Below are 23,278 nucleotides of genomic sequence, written 5' to 3'. Positions count from 1 at the left end.
TTATAATAAATAACTGTTTGTACCTTTATTCAGACCCAAACAGCCGAAAGAACAAGTTAACTACTTCAAATCTAGCACATCTTGCATATCATAAAGTCCTGCGGGTTTATTTATTAACCAGCCTGCAGCTCTTATAGCCCCTAATGCAAAGGTCATTCTTGAGCTTGCTTTATGGGTTAATTCGAGTCTTTCGCCCATTGTTGCGAAGTATGCGGTGTGTTCACCTACTATGTCGCCGCCTCTGAGCACCGAGTAACCAATTTCATTTTGCGACTTAGCCTGCTCAACTTTGCTGCGGTCGTATACGGCAACTTTGTCGTGATCCCAGCCTTTTGCATCTGCAATGGCTTCGCCAATGGCCAGCGCAGTACCCGACGGCGCATCTATTTTATGGCGATGATGCGCTTCAAAAATTTCAATATCCATATCATCGCCAAACTTTGTAGCGGCTGTTTGCACTAAATTAAGTAATACATTTACCCCCACACTGTAATTGCGCGCAAATACGATAGGAATATGGTCTGCAGCCTCGTGTAGCAATGTCATATCGGCTTCGTTTAGCCCGGTGGTACCAATTACCATAGGGACACCTTGCTTAACCGCTGTTTGTAAATGCGTGCGCATGCCGGCTGGCAAAGTAAAATCAATTAATACATCAACATTCGTAATATTAGCTTCATCGCTAAAGGTTACTGTTTTATCTGCAGCACTGTTGAGTTGATTAACATTAATGCCTAATAACGGTGAACTACTGCGCACATAAGCGGCCGCAAGTTCACTATGCTCTTTTATACTTGCTGCTTCTAATAAGGCTGAGCCCATTCTGCCGTTGGCACCAAAAACACCGATTTTATTTTTTGTCATTACCTTACCTAATATTTTAATTTGCAGCACCTTGTGGCTCGCGCGAAGATACTATTGGTCAATTAACACTATTTACTAGGCTAGATATTACCTAAATAGCATGTAATAGTCAGGTCACACTTTTAACTTAAGTAATAATACCAGTTTACTTTAGCCATCTATACATTTAAACTTCTTTTCAGCGTCGATTTGGTCTTTGGCTTGCGGGCGCAGTGGTCTCCTAGTTTAAGTACAGTGGAGGATTCGCTAAACACAGCTAAAAGAGGAGTTTTTGGCTGTGATCTTTTTTCAATAATACGAGGAATATGATGCAGCCATCATTTAACAAAAATAAAGCAATACTTTCTTTGCTTCCCCTACTTACCTTTGTAGCGATATTTTTAGGCTCAGGCTTATATTTACAATCACAAGGGGTTGATTACGCTTTTTATCAATTACCTGCACCTGTTGCTATTTTACCCGCCATTATTCTGGCTTTCATTTTAAATAAAACCTCAATAAACCAAAGCGTCGAAACCTTTATTAAAGGCGTAGGTAATAACAACATAATTACCATGTGCTTAATTTACTTATTAGCGGGTGCGTTTTCTGCTGTTGCCGGTGCCACAGGTGGCGTTGATGCGGTTGTTAACGCTGGTTTGTCAATTATTCCACCTTCTTTATTGCTCCCTGGATTATTTTTAATTGCCGCCGTAATTTCCACCGCCATGGGTACTTCAATGGGAACTATTGGTGCCATTGGCCCTATAGCGTATGCAGTGTCGGTTAAAACCGGCATAGATCCAGCACTCATGGCCGGTACTATAGTATCGGGCGCGATGTTTGGTGATAACTTATCGATTATTTCAGATACCACTATTGCGGCCACCCGTACTCAGGGCTGTGAAATGAAAGATAAGTTTAAAGAAAACCTTAAAATAGCTATTCCGGCCGCCATTGTCACAATTGCGTTGTTGTTATATTTAACACCCGCTGCACAAGTTGTTGAAACCAAAGATTACGACATTTTATTAGTGTTGCCTTATGCCTTTATTTTAGTGCTTGCGGTAATGGGCTTTAACGTATTTGTAGTTTTGCTTAGCGGTATTGTTTTTGCTGCACTTATGGGCTTTACTGGTAGCTATGAAGGCGCCAGCTTTGTAAAAGATATTTATAAAGGCTTTACCGACATGCAAGAAATATTTTTGCTGTCGATGTTTATAGGTGGTCTTTCTGAGTTTATTCGCCTTAATGGTGGCCTGGATTACATAGCGCAAAAAATCCAAGCAATTACTAAAGTGATTGCTAAGTGGCATCGAAAAGTGGCTGACCAACTCGGTATAGCGGCGTTAGTAATGGCCAGCAATATGTGTATTGCTAATAATACCGTGTCTATTATTGTTACCGGCCCAATTGCTAAAAAACTTGCTGATGATGGTAATATTACTGGTAAACGCTCGGCTAGTTTGCTCGATATATTTGCCTGCGTAACGCAAGGGACCCTGCCTTATGGCGCGCAAGCATTGCTACTTGGAGCTACATTTAAAATTAGCCCATGGGAAGTATCAACTTCTTCTTATTACTGTTTTATATTAGCTTTTAGTGCTATTGCGGTTATTTGTCTGCGCAGAAATAAAGCATAAATTAACGTTACTGTGTTGTAGCTTAGTGATTAAGCTACAACACAGTAATATAATAATTAACAAACCACTCCCCTTTGCTTATAATAGCGCTCCCGCGTGTCACACTAATTAGTATTATGAAACTAAAAAAATTACTTCCCGCTTTATGTTTAAGCACTTGCGCTTTATCTACCTCTGCTATTGCTGCTAACTGGAGCAGTACTGCTCTACACATTAATTATGGCGAGCAAACAAATCCATTCACAGAGCAAGAGTCAGATACCGCTGTGTATTCAATTCAGCACGCATCTGGTTATGATTACGGCGATAATTTTTTCTTTATTGATTACAGTAAAGACGACCTTGAAGACGGTTTTCAAGACCGTGATTTTTATGGCGAATGGTATTCAACCGTTAGCCTATCAGCTATTACCGGCCAACAGATTGGTTCAGGCGCGTTAATTGATGTTGGTTTAACCGCCGGTATTAACGTAGCAGGAGACGCCAAGGTAATGAAATATTTACCGGGTGTTAAATTAAGCTGGGATGTACCTGGTTTTAACTTTTTTCAGACATTGGTAACTGCCTACATTGATGACAGTGAAGGCGTAGCAAAAGGTGGTGCACCTATAGAAACTAATAGCTGGATGTTTGATGTTGCGTTTGATTACCCTTTTATGATCGGCACGCAAAAGTTTAATGTAAAGGGCCATGTTGAGTACATTGCTGAGCGTGAAAATGAATTTGGTCAAGATGTGCGTGCGTGGTTTTTAGCGCAGCCTATTATTACCTGGGATTTAGGCCATGCCCTTGAAATGAAAGAAAACACTCTGTTGCTAGGGATGGAGTGGCAATATTGGCATAACAAATTTGGCACTAATGTTACAGAATCGGTACCACAACTTCATGTTGAGTGGACTTTTTAAGCTTTAACTAGGGTCTTATATGGACTCCCTAATAGCTCTTTACTCAATAAATAAAGATTAGCACTGAATATAAAAACCCTGTAAGTAAATTACTTACAGGGTTTTTATTTGTAGTTAAACTAAATTACAGCTTACATTGTGGGTTTTTACCCTGTGCTCTTGCTGTTTTTTGCTCGCCTAAAGCTTGGCTCATTTGTGCTTGCAAGTCTTTAATGCGGCTTGCTGGTGCTGGGTGAGTTGATAAAAACTCAGGTGTTGCGCCACCACCCGCTTTACTCATATTTTGCCATAAAGTAACTGACTCTTTTGGATCAAAACCAGCTTGCGCCATTAAATCCAAGCCGATTTCGTCAGCTTCTGATTCGTGCGAACGACTAAACGGCAATACAACACCGTATTGTGCACCCAAGCCCAAACCCTGCATAATTTCGTTACGATACCCAACATTACCCATTTCAAGAGCTGCACCGCCAATTTGCATGCCGGTTTGTAGCATTGAGCTTTGCGATACACGCTCGTTCGAATGCTCTGCAATTACATGCCCTACTTCATGGCCAAGCACTGTAGCCACTTGGTCTTGGTTAGTAGCCACTTTTAGCAGCCCCGTATGCACACCAATGTAACCGCCTGGCAATGCAAACGCATTCGCTGAGTCGTCTTCAAATACCACTACTTCCCATTTTTGCGAAGCATACTGCTTAGGTAAAACAGCCACTACTTGCTCGGCAATACAATTTACATACGCGTTAGTTTGTGGATTTTTATTGATTGGCTGATTTTTTTTCATCTCAGCAAAACTGGCTGTGCCCATTTCACTCATTTGTTGATCAGAATAAAGCGCAATTTGGGTGCGCCCTGTTGGTGATGTTTTACAGCCAGCCAGCACTGCAGTAGCTAATATAGCTATCACGAGTTTTTTCATTATATTCCCTCAAATCATATTTTTTGTTAGCGCTAGAATAGCAAATACCACCGCAGTTTAAAATAATTGCTTTTTAGCAAGTAACAATAAAATTTTGTTGTTTATTTAACCTGAACTCTGGTTAAGAGATTTACTAACGTATTGAATCATAGTTATATTTAATTTTATTTTCTCTAGCCAGAGATTTTCAGTGAAAATAAGGCGAATTTACGCGTCAATAGCTGGCCTATTGCAAGTAAATTCAACGCAGTTAGCGCTGAAAATAGCTGCTTGAGATAGGTTTATTATCCGGAACTCAGGTTATTTACCCATTACAATTAACTTAGCAGGCAAACTAAGTTTATCCAATCAGCATGCCCTGTTACACTATACATCCTGTTTAGTAATGATTGAGTTTATACATGCCTGCATCGGCTTCGTCTTTTAACACCCGTATTTTATTGCCTTTACTAGCTAGTATTGTGGCAATTACGCCTTTAGCTATTGATATGTATTTACCGGCAATGTTAGTTATTGCGGGCGACTTACAAACCAGTATGCCTAACGTACAAATATCGTTAAGTATTTATTTAGCGGGCTATGCATTAGGGATGTTATTTTTTGGCCCTATTGCCGATCAAATTGGTCGCCGTAAATTGGCTAAAATTGGCTTAACTTTATTTGGTATAACGTCATTAGCACTTGCCTTTACTACCGATATATATGCATTTTGGGTCTTGCGTACCGTACAGGCATTTACCGGTGCAGCGGCAACCGTGGTAGTTCCTGGGATAATTAGGCATATTTACCAAAAAAACACCGCTAAAGGTATGTCTTATGTATCGATGATTATGATGGTAGCGCCATTACTTGCACCTTCAATTGGTTCGCTTATTTTAGGGTTTTCTGTTTGGTCTACCATCTTTTTAATTTTAGCGGCCTACAGCTTTATTATTTTAGCTTTTGTGCATGTGTATTTAATCGACATTCCTATTTTTAAAAATGACCTTAAAGGGCTGCCATTATTTTTTAATAGTTATAAAATAATACTGAGTAACAAAGATGCACGTGCCGACATTTTAAGCTCTATGTTTGTATCGTTTGGATTTTTTTGTTTTTTAACCTCAGTACCGTTTGTATATTTAGACTTATTTAAAGTATCAGAGCAGTTATTTGGCATTTTGTTTGCTTTTAACGTTATAGCACTCATGTTTGGGAATTTTTTAAATACTCGTATTGTGCCGCGAATTGGCTCTCGTAAAATGCTCTACTACGGATTAATATTTGGCTTACTTTCGGGCGCTGCGTTACTTACTTTTAGTGTTATGCAGCTGTCGCTTTACTTTATTGTTGGTGCTATTGCACCACTTATGATGAGCTTAGGCATAATAGCCAGTAATGCTGACTCACTTATTTTAATGAAGTTTGAAGCAAATACAGGCACAGCAACCGCAGTTATTGGTACGTTACGCTTTGGTAGCGGTGCTTTGGTCGGCCCCCTATTAGCTATACTACATGCTAAAAGTGCCGTGCCTTTTTCAAGCTTGATGTTTGGTGCTGTAATACTAACTGTTTTAGTGCAATTGGTTCACTATTTAAAAAGCAAAAAAAATGCCTCAAATTGAGGCATTTTTTAAATCATTAATAACAACTTAAGCGTCAGCTGCTTTAGATACCATAACCATAGCTGGGCGCAATAAACGTCCGTTTAAGGTGTAGCCTTTTTGCATTACCGCTAATACTGTATTTGGCGATACATCGTTGCTTGGCTGAATTGACATAGCTTGATGAAACTCTGGATTAAACTGCTCACCCTGTGGGTTAACAATTTCAACACCAAATTTTGCAACAGCATCGTTAAAGCTTTTTACCGTCATGCTAATACCTTCTAGCACAGGTTTTAGCGTTTCGTTTTCTTTATCAGAAAACTCAATTGCGCGCTCTAAGTTATCAATAACCGGGAGTAATTCGTTAGCAAACTTCTCTAGTGCAAATTTATGTGCTTTTTCTACATCTTGTGCTGCACGACGACGCATGTTTTCAACATCAGCAGCGGCGCGAACTACACCGTCTTTTTGATCTGCTATTGTTTGCTTTGCTACTTCAAGCTCTGCATATAACATTGCAATTTCGGCTTCAGGGCTTTGCTCTTGCTCTGCGTGTTCTTCTGCTGCTTGTACAGCGGCTTCAACATCAGCTTCCATTTTTGCTAGGTCTTCGTTTAGTTCTACTTCTTGTTCTGGGTTTTGTCTCTGCTCAGACATAAATATGTGCTCCAATTCTTTACAACTGCGGTAATTATGGGGATTGAATTAAAAGATTCAAGAGTTAGATGTCTCAATTAATTTAAATTCTTGGATTATTTTTTCGATTGGCGCTGATTTTGGACAAATTACACAAAAACGACTCTGATATTCTTGATTTTGAAAGTACGGCAAGCTAATCACAATCAATTCGTTACACTCTGAAAAAGGTAGGTTTTCAGTATTAAGTACCGACACCCCATTTTTAAATACTAGCTTGTCTTCAACAAAATTTAAAAAAGACACCCCAATGTTTAGGCTTTGCTCGCAATCTATTTGTTTATACAAATAGTTTTCACCAACCACAATACTATTATCAGAGCCAAGCTTTTGGCTTAGTTCACGCGTCCATTGGTTTAGTGAATCATGACAGTTACGCGGCGCAGTATTAGCCATTGCCTGCATACGGTACAAGCCTTCAATTAAGGTTTGTTGGCTAAATACCGTATTTAACCACGTGGCAAACTGATAACGCACACTATCACTTGCGTCATCGGGCTTATTAATACAAATGTTATGACTTTGCCCTGCTCTGTCTATTAATAAGATTAACCAATCCGTGGAATCAAAATCGAGCACTTCCACTCTAAATACTTGTTGCGAGCGTACTTGTGGCAAACCAACACAACAACACACCTGATAACGCTGACTTAAACCATGCGCTAATTCAACTAATTGTGTTTGCGCAGGTTGCCAGTAATTAGCTATGTCGGCGAGTGCAAAAAATTCCTCAAACCAATAATCAAATCCGTAGTCTGTTGGCACGCGCCCCGCTGATGTGTGGGGTGAGTAGAGCAAGCCCACTTTCTCTAAACGTGCCATGGCATTACGTACTGTAGCTGAGCAAACTGCCATACCTTTTAGCTTGGCAATTTTTGTTGATGGCACAGGTAAACCTTCACCATTACAATACGTGCTCATTACAGCCGCAAAAATTTGTTGATCTCGTGGGTTTAGTTTCATGGTTACTGCATCTTGTCTCATGTGCTTTATATCGGGGCAGAGCTTCTTAATTTCAAGTGATTAGCTACACGGCACGTAAATTAATGAGCTGCAAGATTAATTCATTGCAGTATTGCTAACGATCTGTATTTTCAAACACTTCTGTTTTAGGTTACTCTACAAATATTAAAACTTGCTGTGTATTTATTATGGATTCTCCTTTTCGCACTATCGGCCTTATTGGTAAACCAAATCATCCAGATGCGGCGGCAACCTTGCAGCGCCTGCATACATTTTTACTTGCGCTTGGTTTTACAGTTATTGTAGAAAAACGCACAGGAAGCCAACTTATTGATATACCAAAAAATAAGTTAGTTAAACTGGTCGACTTAGGTGAACAAGCTGATTTAGCCATTGTAGTAGGTGGCGATGGCAATATGCTTGGCGCAGCGCGTGTATTAGCACGCTTTAATATAGCCGTTATAGGTGTAAACCGAGGCAATCTTGGGTTTTTAACCGATTTAAACCCCGAGGGTTTCGAAGCCAGTTTAGAGCAGGTACTCAGCGGTGAGTATGTTGAAGAAAAGCGCTTCTTACTCGAAGTAGAAGTGTATCGTCATAACGAGCTTAAAAGTGCAAACTCGGCTGTAAACGAAGCCGTTTTACATGCCGACAAAGTAGCGCATATGATTGAGTTTGAAGCCTTTATAAATAACGACTTTGTGTTTTCTCAGCGCTCTGATGGACTTATTGTATCTACCCCTACCGGCTCAACTGCTTATTCACTATCGGGGGGCGGCCCTATTCTTACTCCTGAGCTTAACGCAATAGCACTAGTGCCTATGTTTCCACATACTTTATCGAGCCGACCTCTGGTAGTTGATGCCGATAACGAAGTACGCTTAAAACTAAGCCTTGAGAACACCGATAGTTTGCAAGTTAGCTGCGACAGCCATGTGGTACTCGCCGTTTTACCTGGTGATGAGGTAGTCATTAAAAAAGCCGATAAAAAGCTGCGCCTTATTCATCCTAAAAATTACTCTTATTACAACGTATTACGCCAAAAGCTCAATTGGGGCAGTCGTTTATACTAATTTTATTGCTAAGTATCGTGCTTTAAGAAATATATCGCCGAACGAATAAATTAAATTTATTAAAGCAACGTTTCTCAAAGCTTAAACAACAACATGCCGTACTTTGTTGCGGAACTTGCCTTGTAGGTATTTTATAAACAAACTTTTTATCATATTATTTCACCCTTATTATTAACCTTAAAACAAACGACATAGAACAACTCGCTGATAATATTAATAATGCTGACGAAATAAGTGACATTAATAGCCATTCTAAAAGTATTCAAGATGAAGAAATTGCGTAAGTCATAAAAATTTAATTTGCAAAAAACCAAAACACTGTATAAATTAACAGTTAATTGACTGGATGGATAAACAGTATGTTAATTGGTTTAGAAATTAAAAATTTCGCAATTGTAAGTAATTTAAGTACAGAGTGGCAAAACGGCATGACCGCAATTACCGGTGAAACGGGTGCGGGTAAGTCGATTGCTATTGATGCCCTTTCGCTATGTTTAGGCGAGCGCGCCGAAGCCTCTGCTGTGCGCCCAAACACAGATAAAGCGGAAGTATGCGCGCAATTTGATTTAAGTAATTTACCCCTCGCTCATGCTTTTTTAGAACAAAATATGTTGAGTAACGCCGATAACGAATGTTTATTGCGCCGCGTGGTGTGTAAAAATGGCCGCAGCAAAAGCTATATTAATGGCAGCGCTGTAACAGCAGCGCAACTAAAAGAGCTTGGCCAGTATTTAATTTCGATTCATGGCCAACATGCCCACCAACACTTGTTAAAAGCCGAGCATCAACTGCAGCTACTAGATGCCTATGCCGGACATCATAATTTGGTCAGTGGCGTTAGCCAAAGCTATAAGCAATTTACTAATTTACAAAAAGAATTTAAACACTTACAACAACAACAGCAGCAGCAAGCTGCGCAAAAACAACTATTAGAATACCAAGTAGCAGAACTTAACGAGTTTGCCCTACAAGAAGGTGAGTTTGAACAAATAGAAGCTGAGCATTACAAGTTAAGTAATAGCCAAACGATTTTAGAAACGTGTCAGCGTGAGTTACAGCATTTATACGAAAGTGATGAGCAAAATGCTTGTTCGTTATTGCAACACAGCGCGCAACAGTTTTCTGAGCTGGCACAATATGACGAAACATTAGCAAGTGTAGCTACATTGCTTGCAGAGGCCGCAGTACAAGTAGAAGAAGCTAGCCGAGAAGTGCGCAGTTACACTGAGCAGGCCGATTTAGATCCTGCTCGCTTGGTGGAGGTAGAAAACAGATTAAGCGGCGCTATGGATTTAGCGCGTAAACACCATATTAAACCACAGGCATTGGTTGAGTTTCATCAAGCTATTAGTCAAGAACTCGAGTCTATTAGCAATAACAGCTCTCGCTTAGAGCAGTTAGAATCTGAAATTGAAAACACACTTAGCCATTATCAACATGCTAGTGAACAGCTAAGCCAAAGCCGCCGTGAGTATGCTAATACACTAAACCGCTTAATTAGTAACAGCATGGCAAACCTGTCAATGGAAAACGGCATATTTGAAATTGCCCTAACTCAAGAAACCGAACGCGCACCAAATAGCTTAGGCTACGACAATGTATCGTTTTTAGTATCAACTAACCCAGGACAACCATTACAACCATTAGCAAAGGTTGCATCGGGTGGTGAGCTGTCGCGTATAAGTTTAGCTATTCAGGTAATTATTGCGCAAAAAGTCACAACACCTACCCTTATTTTTGATGAAGTTGATGTGGGGATCTCCGGCCCAACGGCCTCTGCTGTTGGTAAGTTATTGCGTCAATTAGGTAAGTCTACCCAAGTGATTTGTGTTACCCATTTACCGCAAGTAGCCAGCAGTGCGCATCAACAGTTTTTTGTTGCTAAAGAAATAGCAAATGGAGAAACTTTTACCCATATGCAGCCTTTAAACAAAGATGGCAGAGTTAACGAAATAGCACGCCTATTAGGGGGTGATAATATAAGTAAAACAGCAAAAGCAAATGCTAAAGAGCTAATAATGGCACACGCTTAATATTACTTTTATACGTTTATTTTAATATGTGGTTAGTAGGGTTAAGAGTTAAGGATTAAAATGCAAAATACAGTTGCCTACTTTTGTTTAACTTCGGGCTGGTTAGTGTTAATCGTTAGCCTTGTTTTTCTGATTTTGAGTACCTTTAAACATACTCACTTTAAGCAGATTTTATTGCGCTATTTAAATACAGCATTGATTTGGCAGTTATTGGTCATGCTGGTTTTTATAATGAATAATACAACAGCCACTTTGAACAATTTTATTATTATTTGTGGGGTAATAATTACATTGCAATTGCTATGTAATTTAGCCTGTTATTTAGGTTTAAAACGCGCAAAAGCAAAAGGCAGACCCTCATTAGATCATTTTTCTATGGACTAAGTATTACTGTATTTTATTCAAGCAATAATAAAGTACTTACAGTGGAGTAAAGCGTTTTAATGTGCTGCTTTGATGTTGGCTTTTAGTAGGTATTTTATTGCTGAGCTACTCAACTTTTTAAGTCTAAAAGCTAATGTTGCAGCATTTACGCACGTCTAATTTGGTTTGGCTGGTAAGTTTTTAATGATTAATTTATCGATAAGAAACGATTAATAAAAAACAATAAAACCACTATAAAAGTGGTTTTATTGTTTTAGCAAAATTTTGTATCAATACACCTTAAAAAGCGTGCTTATCGAGATATTATTCTGCGTCAGCTTCTTTATATTTAGCTGCTGTTTCAGTAATTAATGGTTGTAATTCACCACGCTGAAACATTTCGATGATAATATCACAACCACCAACTAATTCGCCATCTACCCATAACTGTGGGAATGTAGGCCAATTTGCATAAGCAGGAAGCTCAGCACGAATGTCTGGATTAAGTAAAATATCAACATATGCAAATGGTTCACCACATGACATTAACGCTTGCGATGCTTGTGAAGAAAAACCACAGTTAGGCAACTTAGGCGATCCTTTCATGAAAAGGATTATTGGGTTTTCTGAAATTTGCTGTTTAATTTTATCAATGGTTTCCATCTACAACCTCAAAATGACGATAATTTAATATACCTAAGGCCTTGAAAATAACTCAGTGAGACCATAGATCTATAACTTAAAATGGGCAAATAAAGCCGCAATTGAAATAGTCTTTAGCAATAGCATTGCTGTTTGCTAAAACTTGAGTAGAATACTCAACAATTATAGTAACACTATATTCCCGTTTGGTATAGATAACTGGCCTGTTCCAACAGGCATTACGTATTACTAAATGGACTATTAACTAAAAGAAGATGGAGATAAAAAATGGCATTTGAACTACCGTCACTACCATATGCAATTGATGCACTTGAGCCGCATATTTCAAAAGAAACTCTTGAATTTCATCATGGTAAACATCACAACACTTATGTTGTTAAACTTAATGGTTTGATCCCAGGCACTAAGTTTGAAAACAAATCTCTTGAAGAAATCGTATGTTCATCAGACGGTGGCGTGTTTAACAACGCTGCACAAATCTGGAACCATACGTTCTACTGGAACAGTTTATCGCCAAATGGCGGTGGTGCACCGACTGGCGCGGTTGCTGATGCAATCAATGCTAAATGGGGCTCTTTTGATGCATTTAAAGAAGCATTAAACGACAAAGCAGTTAATAACTTTGGTTCTAGCTGGACTTGGTTAGTTAAACTAGCTGATGGTTCACTAGACATAGTTAACACTTCTAACGCTGCTACACCATTAACTGATGATGGCGTTACTCCAATCCTAACTGTGGATTTATGGGAACACGCTTACTACATCGATTATCGTAACGTTCGTCCAGATTACCTTAAAGGTTTTTGGTCGCTAGTTAACTGGGAATTCGCGAACGCTAACTTCGCTTAATTAGTCCTTAAAAGCTAAATTTAAAAAGACGCTGCGGCGTCTTTTTTTATGCTTGGTAAATTACCATCTCCTTGTACAAGTACCTCTTATATTAAAAAGTCAAGATCATAATTTTTAATATAAATTTTTAATTTTATTGCACAAAAATTCAAAATCGTGACTAGACTTTAAGAAGTTAAGCTATTTTTAAAGTGGGTTTTGGAGGTCTTTATGACGATTTTTGATCATTACCAAGCACGATACGAAGCTGGACAAGAAGAAGAGTACAGTATTGCTGAGTTTTTAGATATTTGTAAAACCGACAAATCTGCCTACGCAAGTGCCCCTGAGCGCCTACTAATGGCAATTGGCGAACCACAAATGATAGACACAGCAACAGACGCACGCTTAAGTCGATTATTTTCTAATCGTGTAGTAGCACGCTACCCTGCCTTTGCTGATTTTTATGGTATGGAAGATGCCATCGAACAAATTGTTTCTTATTTAAAACACGCCTCTCAAGGCCTAGAAGAATGTAAACAAATTCTTTATTTATTGGGTCCGGTTGGTGGTGGTAAATCATCTATTGCCGAAAAACTGAAATACTTGATGCAACAAGTACCCATTTATTCTATTAAAGGCTCCCCTGTAAACGACCACCCGCTGTCATTATTCGATCCGATTGAAGATGCTAAATTACTTGAACAAGAATACGGCATTAAACCACGCTATTTGAAAACTATTATGTCGCCTTGGGCCGGAAAACGCTTAAAAGAATTTAACGGCGACATTAGTCAATTTAAAGTGGTTAAGCGCTACCCTTCTATTTTAAATCAAATAGGGATTGCCAAAACTGAGCCTGGGGATGAAAACAACCAAGATATTTCGGCATTAGTAGGTAAAGTAGATATTCGCCAACTAGAACATTTTGCACAAAATGATCCCGATGCTTACGCCTACTCTGGATCTTTATGTTTAGCAAACCAGGGCTTAATGGAGTTTGTTGAGATGTTTAAAGCGCCTATTAAGGTACTGCATCCTCTGCTAACAGCCACCCAAGAGGGTAACTACAACGGTACTGAAGGTATTAGTGCTCTGCCCTTTAACGGCATGATACTAGCCCACTCTAACGAATCTGAGTGGCAAACTTTTAAAAACAATAAAAACAATGAGGCATTCCTAGACCGGGTATATATTGTTAAGGTTCCTTATTGCTTACGTGTTACCGAAGAAATTAAAATTTACGATAAGCTACTTCAACACAGTGAGTTGTACAACGCGCCATGCGCCCCGGGAACACTTAAAATTTTAGCGCAGTTTTCAACGCTATCACGATTAAAAGAGCCTGAAAACTCGAGCCTTTTTTCAAAAATGCGAGTGTATGACGGCGAAACCCTAAAAGACACTGATCCTAAAGCTAAATCGTATCAAGAGTATCGAGACTATGCTGGGGTTGATGAAGGTATGACAGGACTTTCTACCCGTTTTGCTTTTAAAATTTTATCGCGAGTATTTAATTTTGACACCCTAGAGGTTGCTGCGAATCCAGTACATTTATTTTATGTATTGGAGCAACAAATTGAGCGTGAGCAGTTTGCATCTGATACCGAAGAGCGTTATTTGAGCTTTTTAAAAGGCTATTTAATTCCGCAATATGTGGAGTTTATTGGTAAGGAGCTGCAAACCGCATACTTAGAGTCGTACTCTGAATACGGACAAAATATTTTTGACCGTTATGTTATTTACGCCGACTTTTGGATTCAAGATCAAGAATACCGCGACCCCGATACTGGCCAACTATTTGACCGTGATGCCCTTAATGCAGAACTTGAAAAAATAGAAAAGCCAGCGGGTATATCTAATCCAAAAGATTTTCGTAACGAAATAGTAAACTTTGTGCTTAGGGCTCGAGCGCACCATAATGGTAAAAACCCACTGTGGACCAGCTACGAAAAATTGCGCACCGTGATCGAGAAAAAAATGTTCTCTAATACCGAAGATTTACTACCCGTTATTTCGTTTAATACCAAAACCTCTGCCGAGGATCAGCAAAAACACGAAGACTTTGTTAATCGTATGGTCGAAAAAGGCTACACACAAAAACAAGTGCGGTTGTTATCTGAATGGTATTTACGGGTTAGAAAATCGCAATAACCTTCATATTGGTAGTTTAGGAGGTAATTAATGGCGCATTTTATAGATAGGCGATTAAACGCAAAGAATAAAAGTACGCTTAATCGCCAGCGCTTTATTAGGCGCTATAAAAAACAAATTAAAGAAGCGGTTTCTGATGCGATTAATAAACGCAGTGTCACCGACGCAAGTTCGGGAGAGAGTATTTCTATTCCGCAACGCGATATTAGCGAACCTACATTTCATCAAGGAAAAGGCGGCAATAGAGAACAAATACATCCAGGGAACGATCAGTTCTCTACTGGCGATAAAATAGAGCGCCCTAAAGGTGGGCAAGGTGGTGGCGCAGGAGGCGGTGAAGCGAGCGACTCGGGAGAAGGCCAAGACGAATTTGTATTTTCGATTTCAAAGGATGAATATTTAGATTTATTGTTTGAGGATTTAGAGCTGCCAAACTTGCAAGAAAATCAGCTCGACAAACTAGTACAAATGAAAACTCATCGCGCTGGTTTTTGCAGCGATGGTATGCCAAGTAATATTGATATTGTACGTTCACTCAAAGGCTCGTTAGCACGGCGCGTGGCCATGAGCGCAGGTAAAAAGCGTTTATTGGCAGAGCTTGAAGCTCAGTTAGTTATTTTACTTGCACAAGCACATCCTGATGAAGCTGCTATTGTGCTGTTAAGTAGTGAAATTGAACTAATTAAAAAGCAAATTAAGGCAGTGCCTTTTATTGATAATTACGACTTACGTTTTCGTAATTACGAAAAACGCCCTCACCCTACCAGCAAAGCCGTGATATTTTGTATTATGGATGTGTCTGGCTCTATGGATCAGGCCACAAAAGACATGGCTAAGCGCTTTTATATTTTGCTATATCAGTTTTTAACACGCAGCTATAAAGACATTGAAGTGGTATATATTCGCCATCACACGCAAGCTAAAGAAGTTGACGAACAAGAGTTTTTTTACTCCCAAGAGACCGGCGGCACGATTGTTTCGAGTGCCCTTAAACTCATGGACGAAATAATTAAAGCGCGCTACAACTCTGAACAATGGAATGTGTATGCCGCGCAAGCGTCTGATGGTGATAACTGGGCAGACGACACACCGCAATGTGGACAAATTTTGCGTAATAAATTATTAAACGCAGTGCGCTATTTTGCCTATATAGAAATAACCACACGGGCGCATCAAAGTTTATGGCGCGAGTATCAAGACATAACCCAAAGCCATGCTAATTTTGCCATACAACATATTCAAAGCGTTGAGGATATTTACCCTATTTTTAGAGAGCTATTTAAAAAAGGTCGTCAGCAGCAAGGGGCTGCATAGCCTAAGCGAGGTAGTAAATATGAAGGATAAACATATAAGTGATGGCCCAGATTGGACTTTTGAGTTATTGGCCCAGTACCGTGATGAAATAGCCCGTGTTGCACAGCACTATCGCTTAGACACGTACCCTAATCAAATTGAAGTGATCACCGCTGAGCAGATGATGGATGCCTATTCTAGCGTTGGTATGCCTATAGGCTATAGCCATTGGTCATACGGTAAAAAGTTTATTCAAACTGAGCAAAATTATAAACGCGGTCAAATGGGATTAGCCTACGAAATCGTCATTAACTCCGATCCATGTATTGCCTATTTAATGGAAGAAAACACCCTGCCAATGCAAGCACTGGTTATGGCGCATGCTTGTTATGGGCATAATTCTTTTTTTAAAGGGAATTACTTATTTAAAACCTGGACCGACGCCGGCTCAATTATCGATTACCTACTGTTTGCTAAAAAGTACATTAGCCGCTGCGAAGAAAAATACGGTATTACTGAGGTAGAAACCCTGCTCGACTCTTGTCATGCGCTAATGAATTACGGCGTAGACAGATACAAGCGCCCGCAACGTATTTCATTATTTGAAGAACAAAAGCGCCAGCAAGAACGAAAAGACTATCTACAATCACAAGTAAACGAGTTGTGGCGCACTATTCCAGCTCAACAACAAGAAGCTAAAAAGCATGAGCGTCATTTTCCACAAGAGCCACAAGAAAATATTTTATACTTTATTGAAAAAAATGCACCATTGCTAGAGTCATGGCAGCGTGAAATCATTCGGATTGTACGTAAAATATCGCAATATTTTTATCCGCAAAAACAAACCCAGGTGATGAATGAAGGTTGGGCTACATTTTGGCATTATACTATTTTGAATCACTTATATGACGAAGGAAAATTGACTGATTCATTTATGATGGAGTTTTTACAAAGCCACACTAATGTGATTTATCAACCACCTTATAATAGCCAATATTACTCGGGTATAAACCCTTATGCTCTGGGCTTTAATATGATGGTAGACATTCGCCGTATTTGTGAGCAGCCAACAGAGGAAGATAAACGCTGGTTCCCGCAGTATGCTGGCAGTAATTGGCTCGACACGCTGCACTTTGCTATGCAAAACTTTAAAGATGAAAGTTTTATAAGCCAGTTTTTATCACCTAAACTGATCCGTGACTTTAAATTATTTACTATTGTTGATCATACAAATAACCCTCATTTAGAAATAGGTGCTATTCATGATGATAATGGCTATAAAGCAGTGAGAGAGGCGTTATCGGCGCAATATAATTTAAGTAATCACGAGCCTAATATTCAAATCTATAATGTTGATATTAGAGGCGACAGATCTCTTACATTACGTTATGTGCCGCACAATAATATTCCGCTCGCTAACTCACACGATGAAGTACTTAAACATCTTTACCGTTTATGGGGATTTAAAGTAAAGCTAGAGCAAGAGTCGAGTAGCGGTGAGGTTTCTATTCTTAGTCAATGTCCAATAGATGATTATCGCCATACTACAGAGTAAATAATCTAGGTTATGGATAATAGATTTATTAAGCAACGCTGTATACTTGCGTTAACTAACCAATATAAAAAATGACGCTTAGGCGTCATTTTTTATATCGTCAAACATAGTAATACTATTTCTACCATTATGTTTTGAATTATAAAGTGCTTTATCGGCCGCCTCAATCCAGCGTTCATGGTTTTTAAATTCATTACTATAAGAGGCAATGCCAATACTGACCGTCATATTTACTAGCTGATCTTTGTAAGCCACCGGAGTTGCTGCTATTAGCTCGCGTAAACGCTCAGCTATTATAAGCGCACCTTGCTTATCGGTATCGAGTAAGGTGATAACAAATTCTTCACCACCGTAGCGCCCTGCTATATCGGTTTCGCGCAAAGTACCTTTTAGTAATTTTGCAATATGGCGCAATGCCTCATTGCCACAACTATGGCCGTACTCATCGTTCACTTTTTTAAAGTGGTCAATATCAAACATTAATAAAGTACTGCAACCACCACTGCGTTTAGTACGCAAAAACTCTTGGCGTAACGTGTACTCCCAGTGCCCTCGGTTAGTTAGCTGCGTTAAGCTGTCGGTTTTACTAACTTGCTCAAGTTTTTTATTTAACTGTTCGAGTTCTTTTTTATTAACGGCTACATCGGTTACATCGTAAATAATAATACATATATGCTCAACGTCACCACGGGTATTTGTTAGTGGGATAAAAGTGGCGTTTTGGTACATATAATCGGCTTTACCGGTAATTGGCCGATAGTTTTTAAAACGAAAAATATAAGGCTGTTGTTCCCAAATTGTAAACGAGCGATTTTTTAGTACAAACACAGATTCAGATTTACTTCTAAACCACTTTTCATTAATTGCAGGAAATAAATCAAACAAGTCTTTGTGTTTAACTGCGCTTGGCAGTAATCCTGAATGATTTTCCATAAAACCATTCCACACACATACTTTATATTCTCTGTCGAGCACCACTAGGCCCACATCAACAGTATTAAACATATCCATTAACCAATGGATTTCATTCATATTTAAATCAGCTGACATAATCGTTAATCTTCTAATAGGTAGGCAACTTTGTACTTCAAAGTTTTTAGTGAATCTTCGGTAAATAACAGCATCATATCGCAATTAATGTCGTGGTTTTCAATACCGTAACTTATCTCGATTGCTAAGGTACGTTGCCAACGTGGTTTGTTTGATTTAACCAACTCCGATACATCTCTATGCTGGCCCAGTACTATGGGATGCCCTTGGCTAAATGTCATATCGAGCTGCTTAGAGAGTCCAGTTAACATAGCGCCAATAAGTATATTGCTGATATCCATTAACAGCTCTAGCTCTACTTTTTCGTTAAGCTCACCGTCGTAGTTCATTAGCGATGCTATTTCTTTAAAGCTCGAGTCATTTAAAAGTAATAATGCTTCCCCTGATATGCCGCCCCCTATGAAACCTTGGCAAATACCCGAGGTTGAGGTGCTGTTATCAATTGAGCGCAGCGCCATATCAAGCTCATTTACTTCTAGAATATTAACATTAGGTATGGGCAGCTTAACAAATACATTAAGTAACCTTGCGAGTAGGTCGCCTGCTTGCCCCATGGCCACGTTAGTAAGCTCTTGGTATATATCTCGCACATCAGGGTCTACCTGCTCACCTAACGAGTGCGCAAGGCGCTCTCGCATTGCTTTGTCTTTAATGCCATGATGTTCAATAATAGTGGCTAGCTTTTCTGCGGAGCAAGGTTTTTGAATAAAATCAATTGCACCTAGCTCTAATACGCGCTCATGTGCCGCTGGCTGAATATCGCCAGAAACCACCACAGTGAGCACATTAAGACCAAGCTCTCGTATCGCTATGAGTACTTCATAACCATCCATTTCCGGCATATTTAAATCAAGAAAAAGAATTTCTGGCTGTATTTTTTTTATTTGGTTTATACAATCTACACCGTCATGCGCAAATTCAATTTTAATATCCCAATCCACTGGTAAAGATCGAGCTAATTGGCGTCTAGCTAATTTTGAATCATCACATATTAGTACCGATGTTGACATATTCTCTCTCTATTTTGACCCTGTTATAGGTATCAAACTGCATTAATAAAGGTTTAATTATTGTTTTTATATACATATTTTTTACATATGTATGTTATATCAAAGTATACCTTGTTTACAATTTTTGATTAATAAATAAAAGCATCTGCTTATTCTGCTTGGTGAGCACTTCGCAGTATAATACACTTAACGCTATTACAGCCTGAATCTAAAAGGAAATACCCCATGTTTCGCTCGTTAATTTTTGCATTAAGTGCATTTAGTTCTGTGGCTTTTGCTGCCGATTATACCGAAAACACGCTTGATGCTGGCAAAGTATCCGCACAAGGTAAACCTGTTACTTTATTAGGTAAGGGAGTTGCTGTAGGTGATAGCGCACCAGAGTTTAAAGTGGTCGACGCTAACTTTACCCCTGTTACATTGAGTGCGTATAAAGGCCAAGCCGTTTTGATTAGCGTAGTACCTAGTTTAGATACCGGTATTTGCAGCCTACAAACTAAACACTTTAACGAAAAAGTAGCACAACAATTTCCAAACATAACCATGTTGACCATTAGTAGCGATTTACCTTTTGCGCAAAAACGTTTTTGCAAAGCCGAGAACATAGATAAGGTAATTGTGCTTTCTGATTCGGTATGGCACGACTTTGGTCAGAAGTATGGATTTATAATTAAAGATATGGGGCTACTAACACGCGCTGTACTTATTTTAGATAAAAACCATAACGTGGTTTATAAGCAATTAGTGAGTAACCTTGCAACTGAACCTGAATACGCCAGCGTGATTGAAAAACTAAAGGCACTCTAAATTAACCTAAACTCTGCACAAAAAAACCGCTAAATTTTACATTAGCGGTTTTTATTTAATAGAGGACTGTAAATTAGCCTAATAGCTCACCTAACTGTTTGCTAATAGCATCAACAGCTTGTGTACCATCTAGCTTATGATACTGGGTGTTACCCGCAGCAGCTTCTGCTTGGTAGTAATCAACCAATGGCATAGTTTGCTCATGGTAAATACCTAAGCGTTTACGTACTGTTTCTTCAGTATCGTCTGCACGAATAATAAGCTCTTCTCCTGTTTCGTTGTCTTTATCTGCCACTTTTGGTGGATTATAAACAACGTGATAAACACGACCAGAACCTGGATGAACACGACGTCCACCCATACGCTCAACAATCACTTCATCAGCAACATCAAATTCAATAACGTGATCAACCACTACGCCATTTTCTTTCATCGCATCAGCTTGTGGAATAGTGCGCGGGAAACCGTCTAATAAAAAACCATTTTCGCAATCAGCTTTAGTAATACGCTCTTTTACTAAACCAATGATAATATCGTCAGAAATTAACTGGCCTGCATCCATTACTTTTTTTGCTTCAAGACCCAGTGGAGTGCCTTCTTTAATTGCTGCACGTAACATATCACCAGTCGAAATTTGTGGAATACCGTATTTATCCATCAAGTACTGAGCTTGAGTGCCTTTACCTGCACCCGGCGCGCCCAAAAGAATAATGCGCATATCATTGTCCCTTAGTAATAGTTTGTTTTTTGAAGCCTGAATTCTTCCATAAGCGCCGCCGATACTCAAGCAACTTATACTAATTGATAAGTCATTAGCGGGCATATAGCGTATAAAAAAGGGAACTTAGGTTCCCTTTTAACTTAATCTTTAATTTTTTAAACTTATTTACTTAATTCAAGCATAAGTTTATTTAAGCGAGTTACAAACCCTGTAGGGTCTTTAAGTGTGCCACGCTCTGCAAGTAGCGCCTGGTCAAGTAATACATGCGACCACTGTGCAAACTTATCTTCGTCTTGCTCATCATTTAAATGCTTAACAAGTTGATGCTCTGGGTTTAGCTCAAACACAGGTTTTGCTTCAGGAGCAGCTTGACCAACCGATTCCATTAGCTTTTGCATTTGTGAGCTCATGTCGTTGTCATCGCTAACAACACATGCTGGAGAGTCGGTTAAACGATGCGTAAAACGCACTTCTTTAACTTCATCACCTAACGCAGTTTTAATACGCTCTACTAAACCGGCAACTTCTTTTTCAGACTCTTCTTGCGCTTTTTTAGTCTCTTCGTCGTCAAGCTTACCTAAGTCTAAATCACCACGGGTGATTGATTGTAGTTGCTTATCAGCAAATTCTGTTAAGTGGCTCATCATCCACTCATCTACACGGTCACTTAGCAGTAATACTTCAATGCCTTTTTTACGGAAAATCTCTAAATGGGGAGAGTTTTTCGCAGCAGTAAACGTATCAGCCACTACGTAGTATATTTTTTCTTGGCCTTCATTCATGCGCTCAACGTATTGCTCAAGCGATACATCTTGCGTTGCTGAATCGGTATGCGTAGAAGAGAAACGTAATAGTTTACAAATTGCTTCTTTATTAGCTGCATCCTCTGCAGGGCCTTCTTTGATCACTTGACCAAATTCATTCCAAAATACTTGGTAATCGTCCGCTTTGTTTTTAGCCATACGCTCAAGCATTTTAATAATACGCGATGTACACCCTTTACGAATAGCTTGCGTTACTTTGTTGTCTTGTAGAATTTCGCGAGATACGTTAAGTGGTAAATCGTTTGAATCTAACAAGCCTTTTACAAAACGTAAATAACTTGGCATGAATTGTTCAGCGTCATCCATAATAAACACGCGTTGTACGTACAGTTTTAAACCACTTTGGCGATCACGATTCCATAAGTCGAATGGCGCTTTTTTAGGGATGTATAACAAACTAGTGTATTCAGTTTTACCTTCTACCTTGTTATGCGCCCAACTTAGTGGATCTTCCCAATCGTGGCTTACGTGCTTGTAAAACTCTTTGTATTCGTCATCTGAAAGCTCTGACTTATCACGAGTCCACAGTGCAGTAGCGCGGTTAATACTTTCCCACTCACCTGGTACTGCTGGGATTTTTTCGCCATCTTCCCCTTCAGACTCTGGCACTTCTGCTTTGTACATTTGTACTGGGGTCGAAATATGATCCGAGTATTTAGTCACTATGCTGCGCAGGCGCCACTCATCAGCAAACTCTTTTTCTTCTTCGCGAAGATGTAGAATAATGTCGGTACCACGGCCTTCTTTTTCAATTTCTTGCAGCGTGTACTCGCCTTCGCCTTGAGACTCCCACTCGTAAGCAGTTGTTTCGCCAGCTTTACGGGTGCGAACCGTTACTAAGTCTGCCACAATAAATGCTGAGTAAAAACCAACACCAAACTGACCAATTAACTGCGAGTCTTTACTTTGATCGCCAGTTAAGTTTTTGAAAAACTCAGCAGTACCCGACTTAGCAATCGTCCCTAAAGAGCTAATTACTTCATCGCGGGTCATACCAATACCATTATCTGAAATAGTAATGGTGTTAGCTTCTTTGTCAGCGCTAATACGCACACGTAAGTCAGCGTCGCCTTGGTACAGATCACCTTGTGATAATGCTAAAAAGCGTAACTTGTCTGCTGCATCTGAGGCATTTGACACAAGTTCACGTAAAAATATTTCTTTATTAGAATAAAGAGAATGAATCATTAAGTTTAATAATTGTTTTACTTCTGTTTGAAAGCCTAATGTTTCTTTTTGTGCTGCAGTCATTTATATATCTCCAATTTGCAAAGTGTCTGCGTTATGCACTTAATATGGGGGGAGCTGCTAGAACTTCAAGGGAAAAAATAAAAAAAGTCCTAACC

General features: G+C 39.3%; 19 protein-coding genes. 10 read left to right on the top strand and 9 right to left on the bottom strand.

Annotated elements, in window-relative coordinates:
- Positions 1-60: 60 nt before the first annotated feature.
- Positions 61-864: a 4-hydroxy-tetrahydrodipicolinate reductase gene (dapB, locus tag CIK86_RS04780; RefSeq protein WP_086993407.1), complete on the bottom strand. Its 804-nt coding sequence runs from the start codon at positions 862-864 to the stop codon at positions 61-63.
- Positions 865-1,172: 308 nt separating this feature from the next.
- On the opposite strand from dapB, the gene CIK86_RS04775 reads away from it, so the two are divergent.
- Positions 1,173-2,486: a Na+/H+ antiporter NhaC family protein gene (locus tag CIK86_RS04775; protein WP_011327909.1), complete on the top strand. Its 1,314-nt coding sequence runs from the start codon at positions 1,173-1,175 to the stop codon at positions 2,484-2,486.
- A 116-nt stretch (positions 2,487-2,602) separates the two neighbouring features.
- Complete coding sequence (locus CIK86_RS04770; protein WP_086993405.1) at positions 2,603-3,391, top strand: nucleoside-binding protein; 789 nt, start codon at positions 2,603-2,605, stop codon at positions 3,389-3,391.
- A gap of 124 nt (positions 3,392-3,515) precedes the next feature.
- Here CIK86_RS04770 and CIK86_RS04765 read toward each other — a convergent pair whose 3' ends face one another.
- The gene (locus CIK86_RS04765) at positions 3,516-4,313 is read right to left on the bottom strand and encodes a M48 family metallopeptidase (protein WP_011327907.1); all 798 of its coding nucleotides are present in this window, start codon (positions 4,311-4,313) and stop codon (positions 3,516-3,518) included.
- 401 nt (positions 4,314-4,714) lie between these two features.
- Between CIK86_RS04765 and CIK86_RS04760 the strand changes: the two genes are divergently transcribed.
- Positions 4,715-5,917, top strand: coding sequence for a Bcr/CflA family efflux MFS transporter (locus CIK86_RS04760; protein WP_086993359.1), 1,203 nt, complete (start codon positions 4,715-4,717; stop codon positions 5,915-5,917).
- A gap of 27 nt (positions 5,918-5,944) precedes the next feature.
- Here the strand turns inward: CIK86_RS04760 and grpE are convergent, their stop codons facing one another.
- Entirely contained in the window at positions 5,945-6,556 is a 612-nt protein-coding gene (grpE, locus tag CIK86_RS04755; RefSeq protein WP_011327905.1) for a nucleotide exchange factor GrpE, read from the bottom strand.
- A 57-nt stretch (positions 6,557-6,613) separates the two neighbouring features.
- Positions 6,614-7,579, bottom strand: coding sequence for an HrcA family transcriptional regulator (locus CIK86_RS04750; RefSeq protein ID WP_086993358.1), 966 nt, complete (start codon positions 7,577-7,579; stop codon positions 6,614-6,616).
- Positions 7,580-7,746: 167 nt separating this feature from the next.
- On the opposite strand from CIK86_RS04750, the gene nadK reads away from it, so the two are divergent.
- Both nadK and recN read left to right on the top strand, forming a co-directional pair.
- The gene (nadK, locus tag CIK86_RS04745; protein ID WP_086993357.1) at positions 7,747-8,631 is read left to right on the top strand and encodes an NAD(+) kinase; all 885 of its coding nucleotides are present in this window, start codon (positions 7,747-7,749) and stop codon (positions 8,629-8,631) included.
- A 359-nt stretch (positions 8,632-8,990) separates the two neighbouring features.
- The gene (gene recN / locus CIK86_RS04740; protein ID WP_086993355.1) at positions 8,991-10,664 is read left to right on the top strand and encodes a DNA repair protein RecN; all 1,674 of its coding nucleotides are present in this window, start codon (positions 8,991-8,993) and stop codon (positions 10,662-10,664) included.
- Positions 10,665-11,351: 687 nt separating this feature from the next.
- Here the strand turns inward: recN and CIK86_RS04730 are convergent.
- Entirely contained in the window at positions 11,352-11,690 is a 339-nt protein-coding gene (locus CIK86_RS04730; protein ID WP_004335359.1) for a Grx4 family monothiol glutaredoxin, read from the bottom strand.
- A gap of 267 nt (positions 11,691-11,957) precedes the next feature.
- Between CIK86_RS04730 and CIK86_RS04725 the strand changes: the two genes are divergently transcribed.
- From CIK86_RS04725 to CIK86_RS04710, 4 genes are all read left to right on the top strand, one after another.
- Positions 11,958-12,539 carry a Fe-Mn family superoxide dismutase gene (locus CIK86_RS04725; RefSeq protein ID WP_011327899.1) on the top strand — a complete coding sequence of 194 codons (582 nt, stop codon included), beginning with the start codon at positions 11,958-11,960 and terminating at the stop codon, positions 12,537-12,539.
- Positions 12,540-12,749: 210 nt separating this feature from the next.
- Complete coding sequence (locus CIK86_RS04720) at positions 12,750-14,672, top strand: PrkA family serine protein kinase (RefSeq protein ID WP_011327898.1); 1,923 nt, start codon at positions 12,750-12,752, stop codon at positions 14,670-14,672.
- Positions 14,673-14,702: 30 nt separating this feature from the next.
- The gene (locus CIK86_RS04715; RefSeq protein WP_086993351.1) at positions 14,703-15,986 is read left to right on the top strand and encodes a YeaH/YhbH family protein; all 1,284 of its coding nucleotides are present in this window, start codon (positions 14,703-14,705) and stop codon (positions 15,984-15,986) included.
- A 19-nt stretch (positions 15,987-16,005) separates the two neighbouring features.
- Positions 16,006-17,520, top strand: coding sequence for a SpoVR family protein (locus CIK86_RS04710; RefSeq protein ID WP_041454394.1), 1,515 nt, complete (start codon positions 16,006-16,008; stop codon positions 17,518-17,520).
- A gap of 78 nt (positions 17,521-17,598) precedes the next feature.
- Here the strand turns inward: CIK86_RS04710 and CIK86_RS04705 are convergent, their stop codons facing one another.
- Together CIK86_RS04705 and CIK86_RS04700 are read right to left on the bottom strand one after the other, a co-directional pair.
- The gene (locus CIK86_RS04705) at positions 17,599-18,570 is read right to left on the bottom strand and encodes a diguanylate cyclase (RefSeq protein ID WP_086993349.1); all 972 of its coding nucleotides are present in this window, start codon (positions 18,568-18,570) and stop codon (positions 17,599-17,601) included.
- Positions 18,571-18,575: 5 nt separating this feature from the next.
- On the bottom strand, positions 18,576-19,580 hold the full coding sequence (locus CIK86_RS04700) for a response regulator (protein WP_086993347.1): 1,005 nt from the start codon (positions 19,578-19,580) through the stop codon (positions 18,576-18,578).
- 225 nt (positions 19,581-19,805) lie between these two features.
- Here CIK86_RS04700 and tpx point away from each other — a divergent pair, with 225 nt between their 5' ends.
- Positions 19,806-20,387 (top strand): thiol peroxidase, encoded by a 582-nt coding sequence (gene tpx / locus CIK86_RS04695; protein ID WP_011327893.1) that lies wholly within the window; start codon positions 19,806-19,808, stop codon positions 20,385-20,387.
- Positions 20,388-20,460: 73 nt separating this feature from the next.
- Here the strand turns inward: tpx and adk are convergent, their stop codons facing one another.
- The gene (gene adk / locus CIK86_RS04690) at positions 20,461-21,105 is read right to left on the bottom strand and encodes an adenylate kinase (protein WP_011327892.1); all 645 of its coding nucleotides are present in this window, start codon (positions 21,103-21,105) and stop codon (positions 20,461-20,463) included.
- Between the two features lie 164 nt (positions 21,106-21,269).
- Positions 21,270-23,183, bottom strand: coding sequence for a molecular chaperone HtpG (gene htpG, locus CIK86_RS04685; RefSeq protein WP_086993345.1), 1,914 nt, complete (start codon positions 23,181-23,183; stop codon positions 21,270-21,272).
- Between the last annotated feature and the right edge of the window lie 95 nt (positions 23,184-23,278).

Source organism: Pseudoalteromonas sp. JB197, from assembly GCF_002332205.1.
GTDB lineage: Bacteria > Pseudomonadota > Gammaproteobacteria > Enterobacterales > Alteromonadaceae > Pseudoalteromonas > Pseudoalteromonas nigrifaciens.
The sequence above is the reverse complement of the archived record's forward strand: the minus strand, read 5'-3'. Positions and strand labels throughout refer to the sequence as shown.

Coding starts and splice junctions, on each gene's coding strand:
- CIK86_RS04700 (WP_086993347.1), bottom strand. CDS start 19,580: ATGTCAACATCGGTACTAATATGTGATGATTCAAAATTAGCTAGACGC.
- CIK86_RS04730 (WP_004335359.1), bottom strand. CDS start 11,690: ATGGAAACCATTGATAAAATTAAACAGCAAATTTCAGAAAACCCAATA.
- CIK86_RS04770 (WP_086993405.1), top strand. CDS start 2,603: ATGAAACTAAAAAAATTACTTCCCGCTTTATGTTTAAGCACTTGCGCT.
- CIK86_RS04725 (WP_011327899.1), top strand. CDS start 11,958: ATGGCATTTGAACTACCGTCACTACCATATGCAATTGATGCACTTGAG.
- tpx (WP_011327893.1), top strand. CDS start 19,806: ATGTTTCGCTCGTTAATTTTTGCATTAAGTGCATTTAGTTCTGTGGCT.
- CIK86_RS04760 (WP_086993359.1), top strand. CDS start 4,715: ATGCCTGCATCGGCTTCGTCTTTTAACACCCGTATTTTATTGCCTTTA.
- CIK86_RS04705 (WP_086993349.1), bottom strand. CDS start 18,570: ATGTCAGCTGATTTAAATATGAATGAAATCCATTGGTTAATGGATATG.
- dapB (WP_086993407.1), bottom strand. CDS start 864: ATGACAAAAAATAAAATCGGTGTTTTTGGTGCCAACGGCAGAATGGGC.
- adk (WP_011327892.1), bottom strand. CDS start 21,105: ATGCGCATTATTCTTTTGGGCGCGCCGGGTGCAGGTAAAGGCACTCAA.
- htpG (WP_086993345.1), bottom strand. CDS start 23,183: ATGACTGCAGCACAAAAAGAAACATTAGGCTTTCAAACAGAAGTAAAA.
- CIK86_RS04765 (WP_011327907.1), bottom strand. CDS start 4,313: ATGAAAAAACTCGTGATAGCTATATTAGCTACTGCAGTGCTGGCTGGC.
- CIK86_RS04715 (WP_086993351.1), top strand. CDS start 14,703: ATGGCGCATTTTATAGATAGGCGATTAAACGCAAAGAATAAAAGTACG.
- CIK86_RS04710 (WP_041454394.1), top strand. CDS start 16,006: ATGAAGGATAAACATATAAGTGATGGCCCAGATTGGACTTTTGAGTTA.
- recN (WP_086993355.1), top strand. CDS start 8,991: ATGTTAATTGGTTTAGAAATTAAAAATTTCGCAATTGTAAGTAATTTA.
- CIK86_RS04720 (WP_011327898.1), top strand. CDS start 12,750: ATGACGATTTTTGATCATTACCAAGCACGATACGAAGCTGGACAAGAA.
- grpE (WP_011327905.1), bottom strand. CDS start 6,556: ATGTCTGAGCAGAGACAAAACCCAGAACAAGAAGTAGAACTAAACGAA.
- CIK86_RS04775 (WP_011327909.1), top strand. CDS start 1,173: ATGCAGCCATCATTTAACAAAAATAAAGCAATACTTTCTTTGCTTCCC.
- nadK (WP_086993357.1), top strand. CDS start 7,747: ATGGATTCTCCTTTTCGCACTATCGGCCTTATTGGTAAACCAAATCAT.
- CIK86_RS04750 (WP_086993358.1), bottom strand. CDS start 7,579: ATGAGACAAGATGCAGTAACCATGAAACTAAACCCACGAGATCAACAA.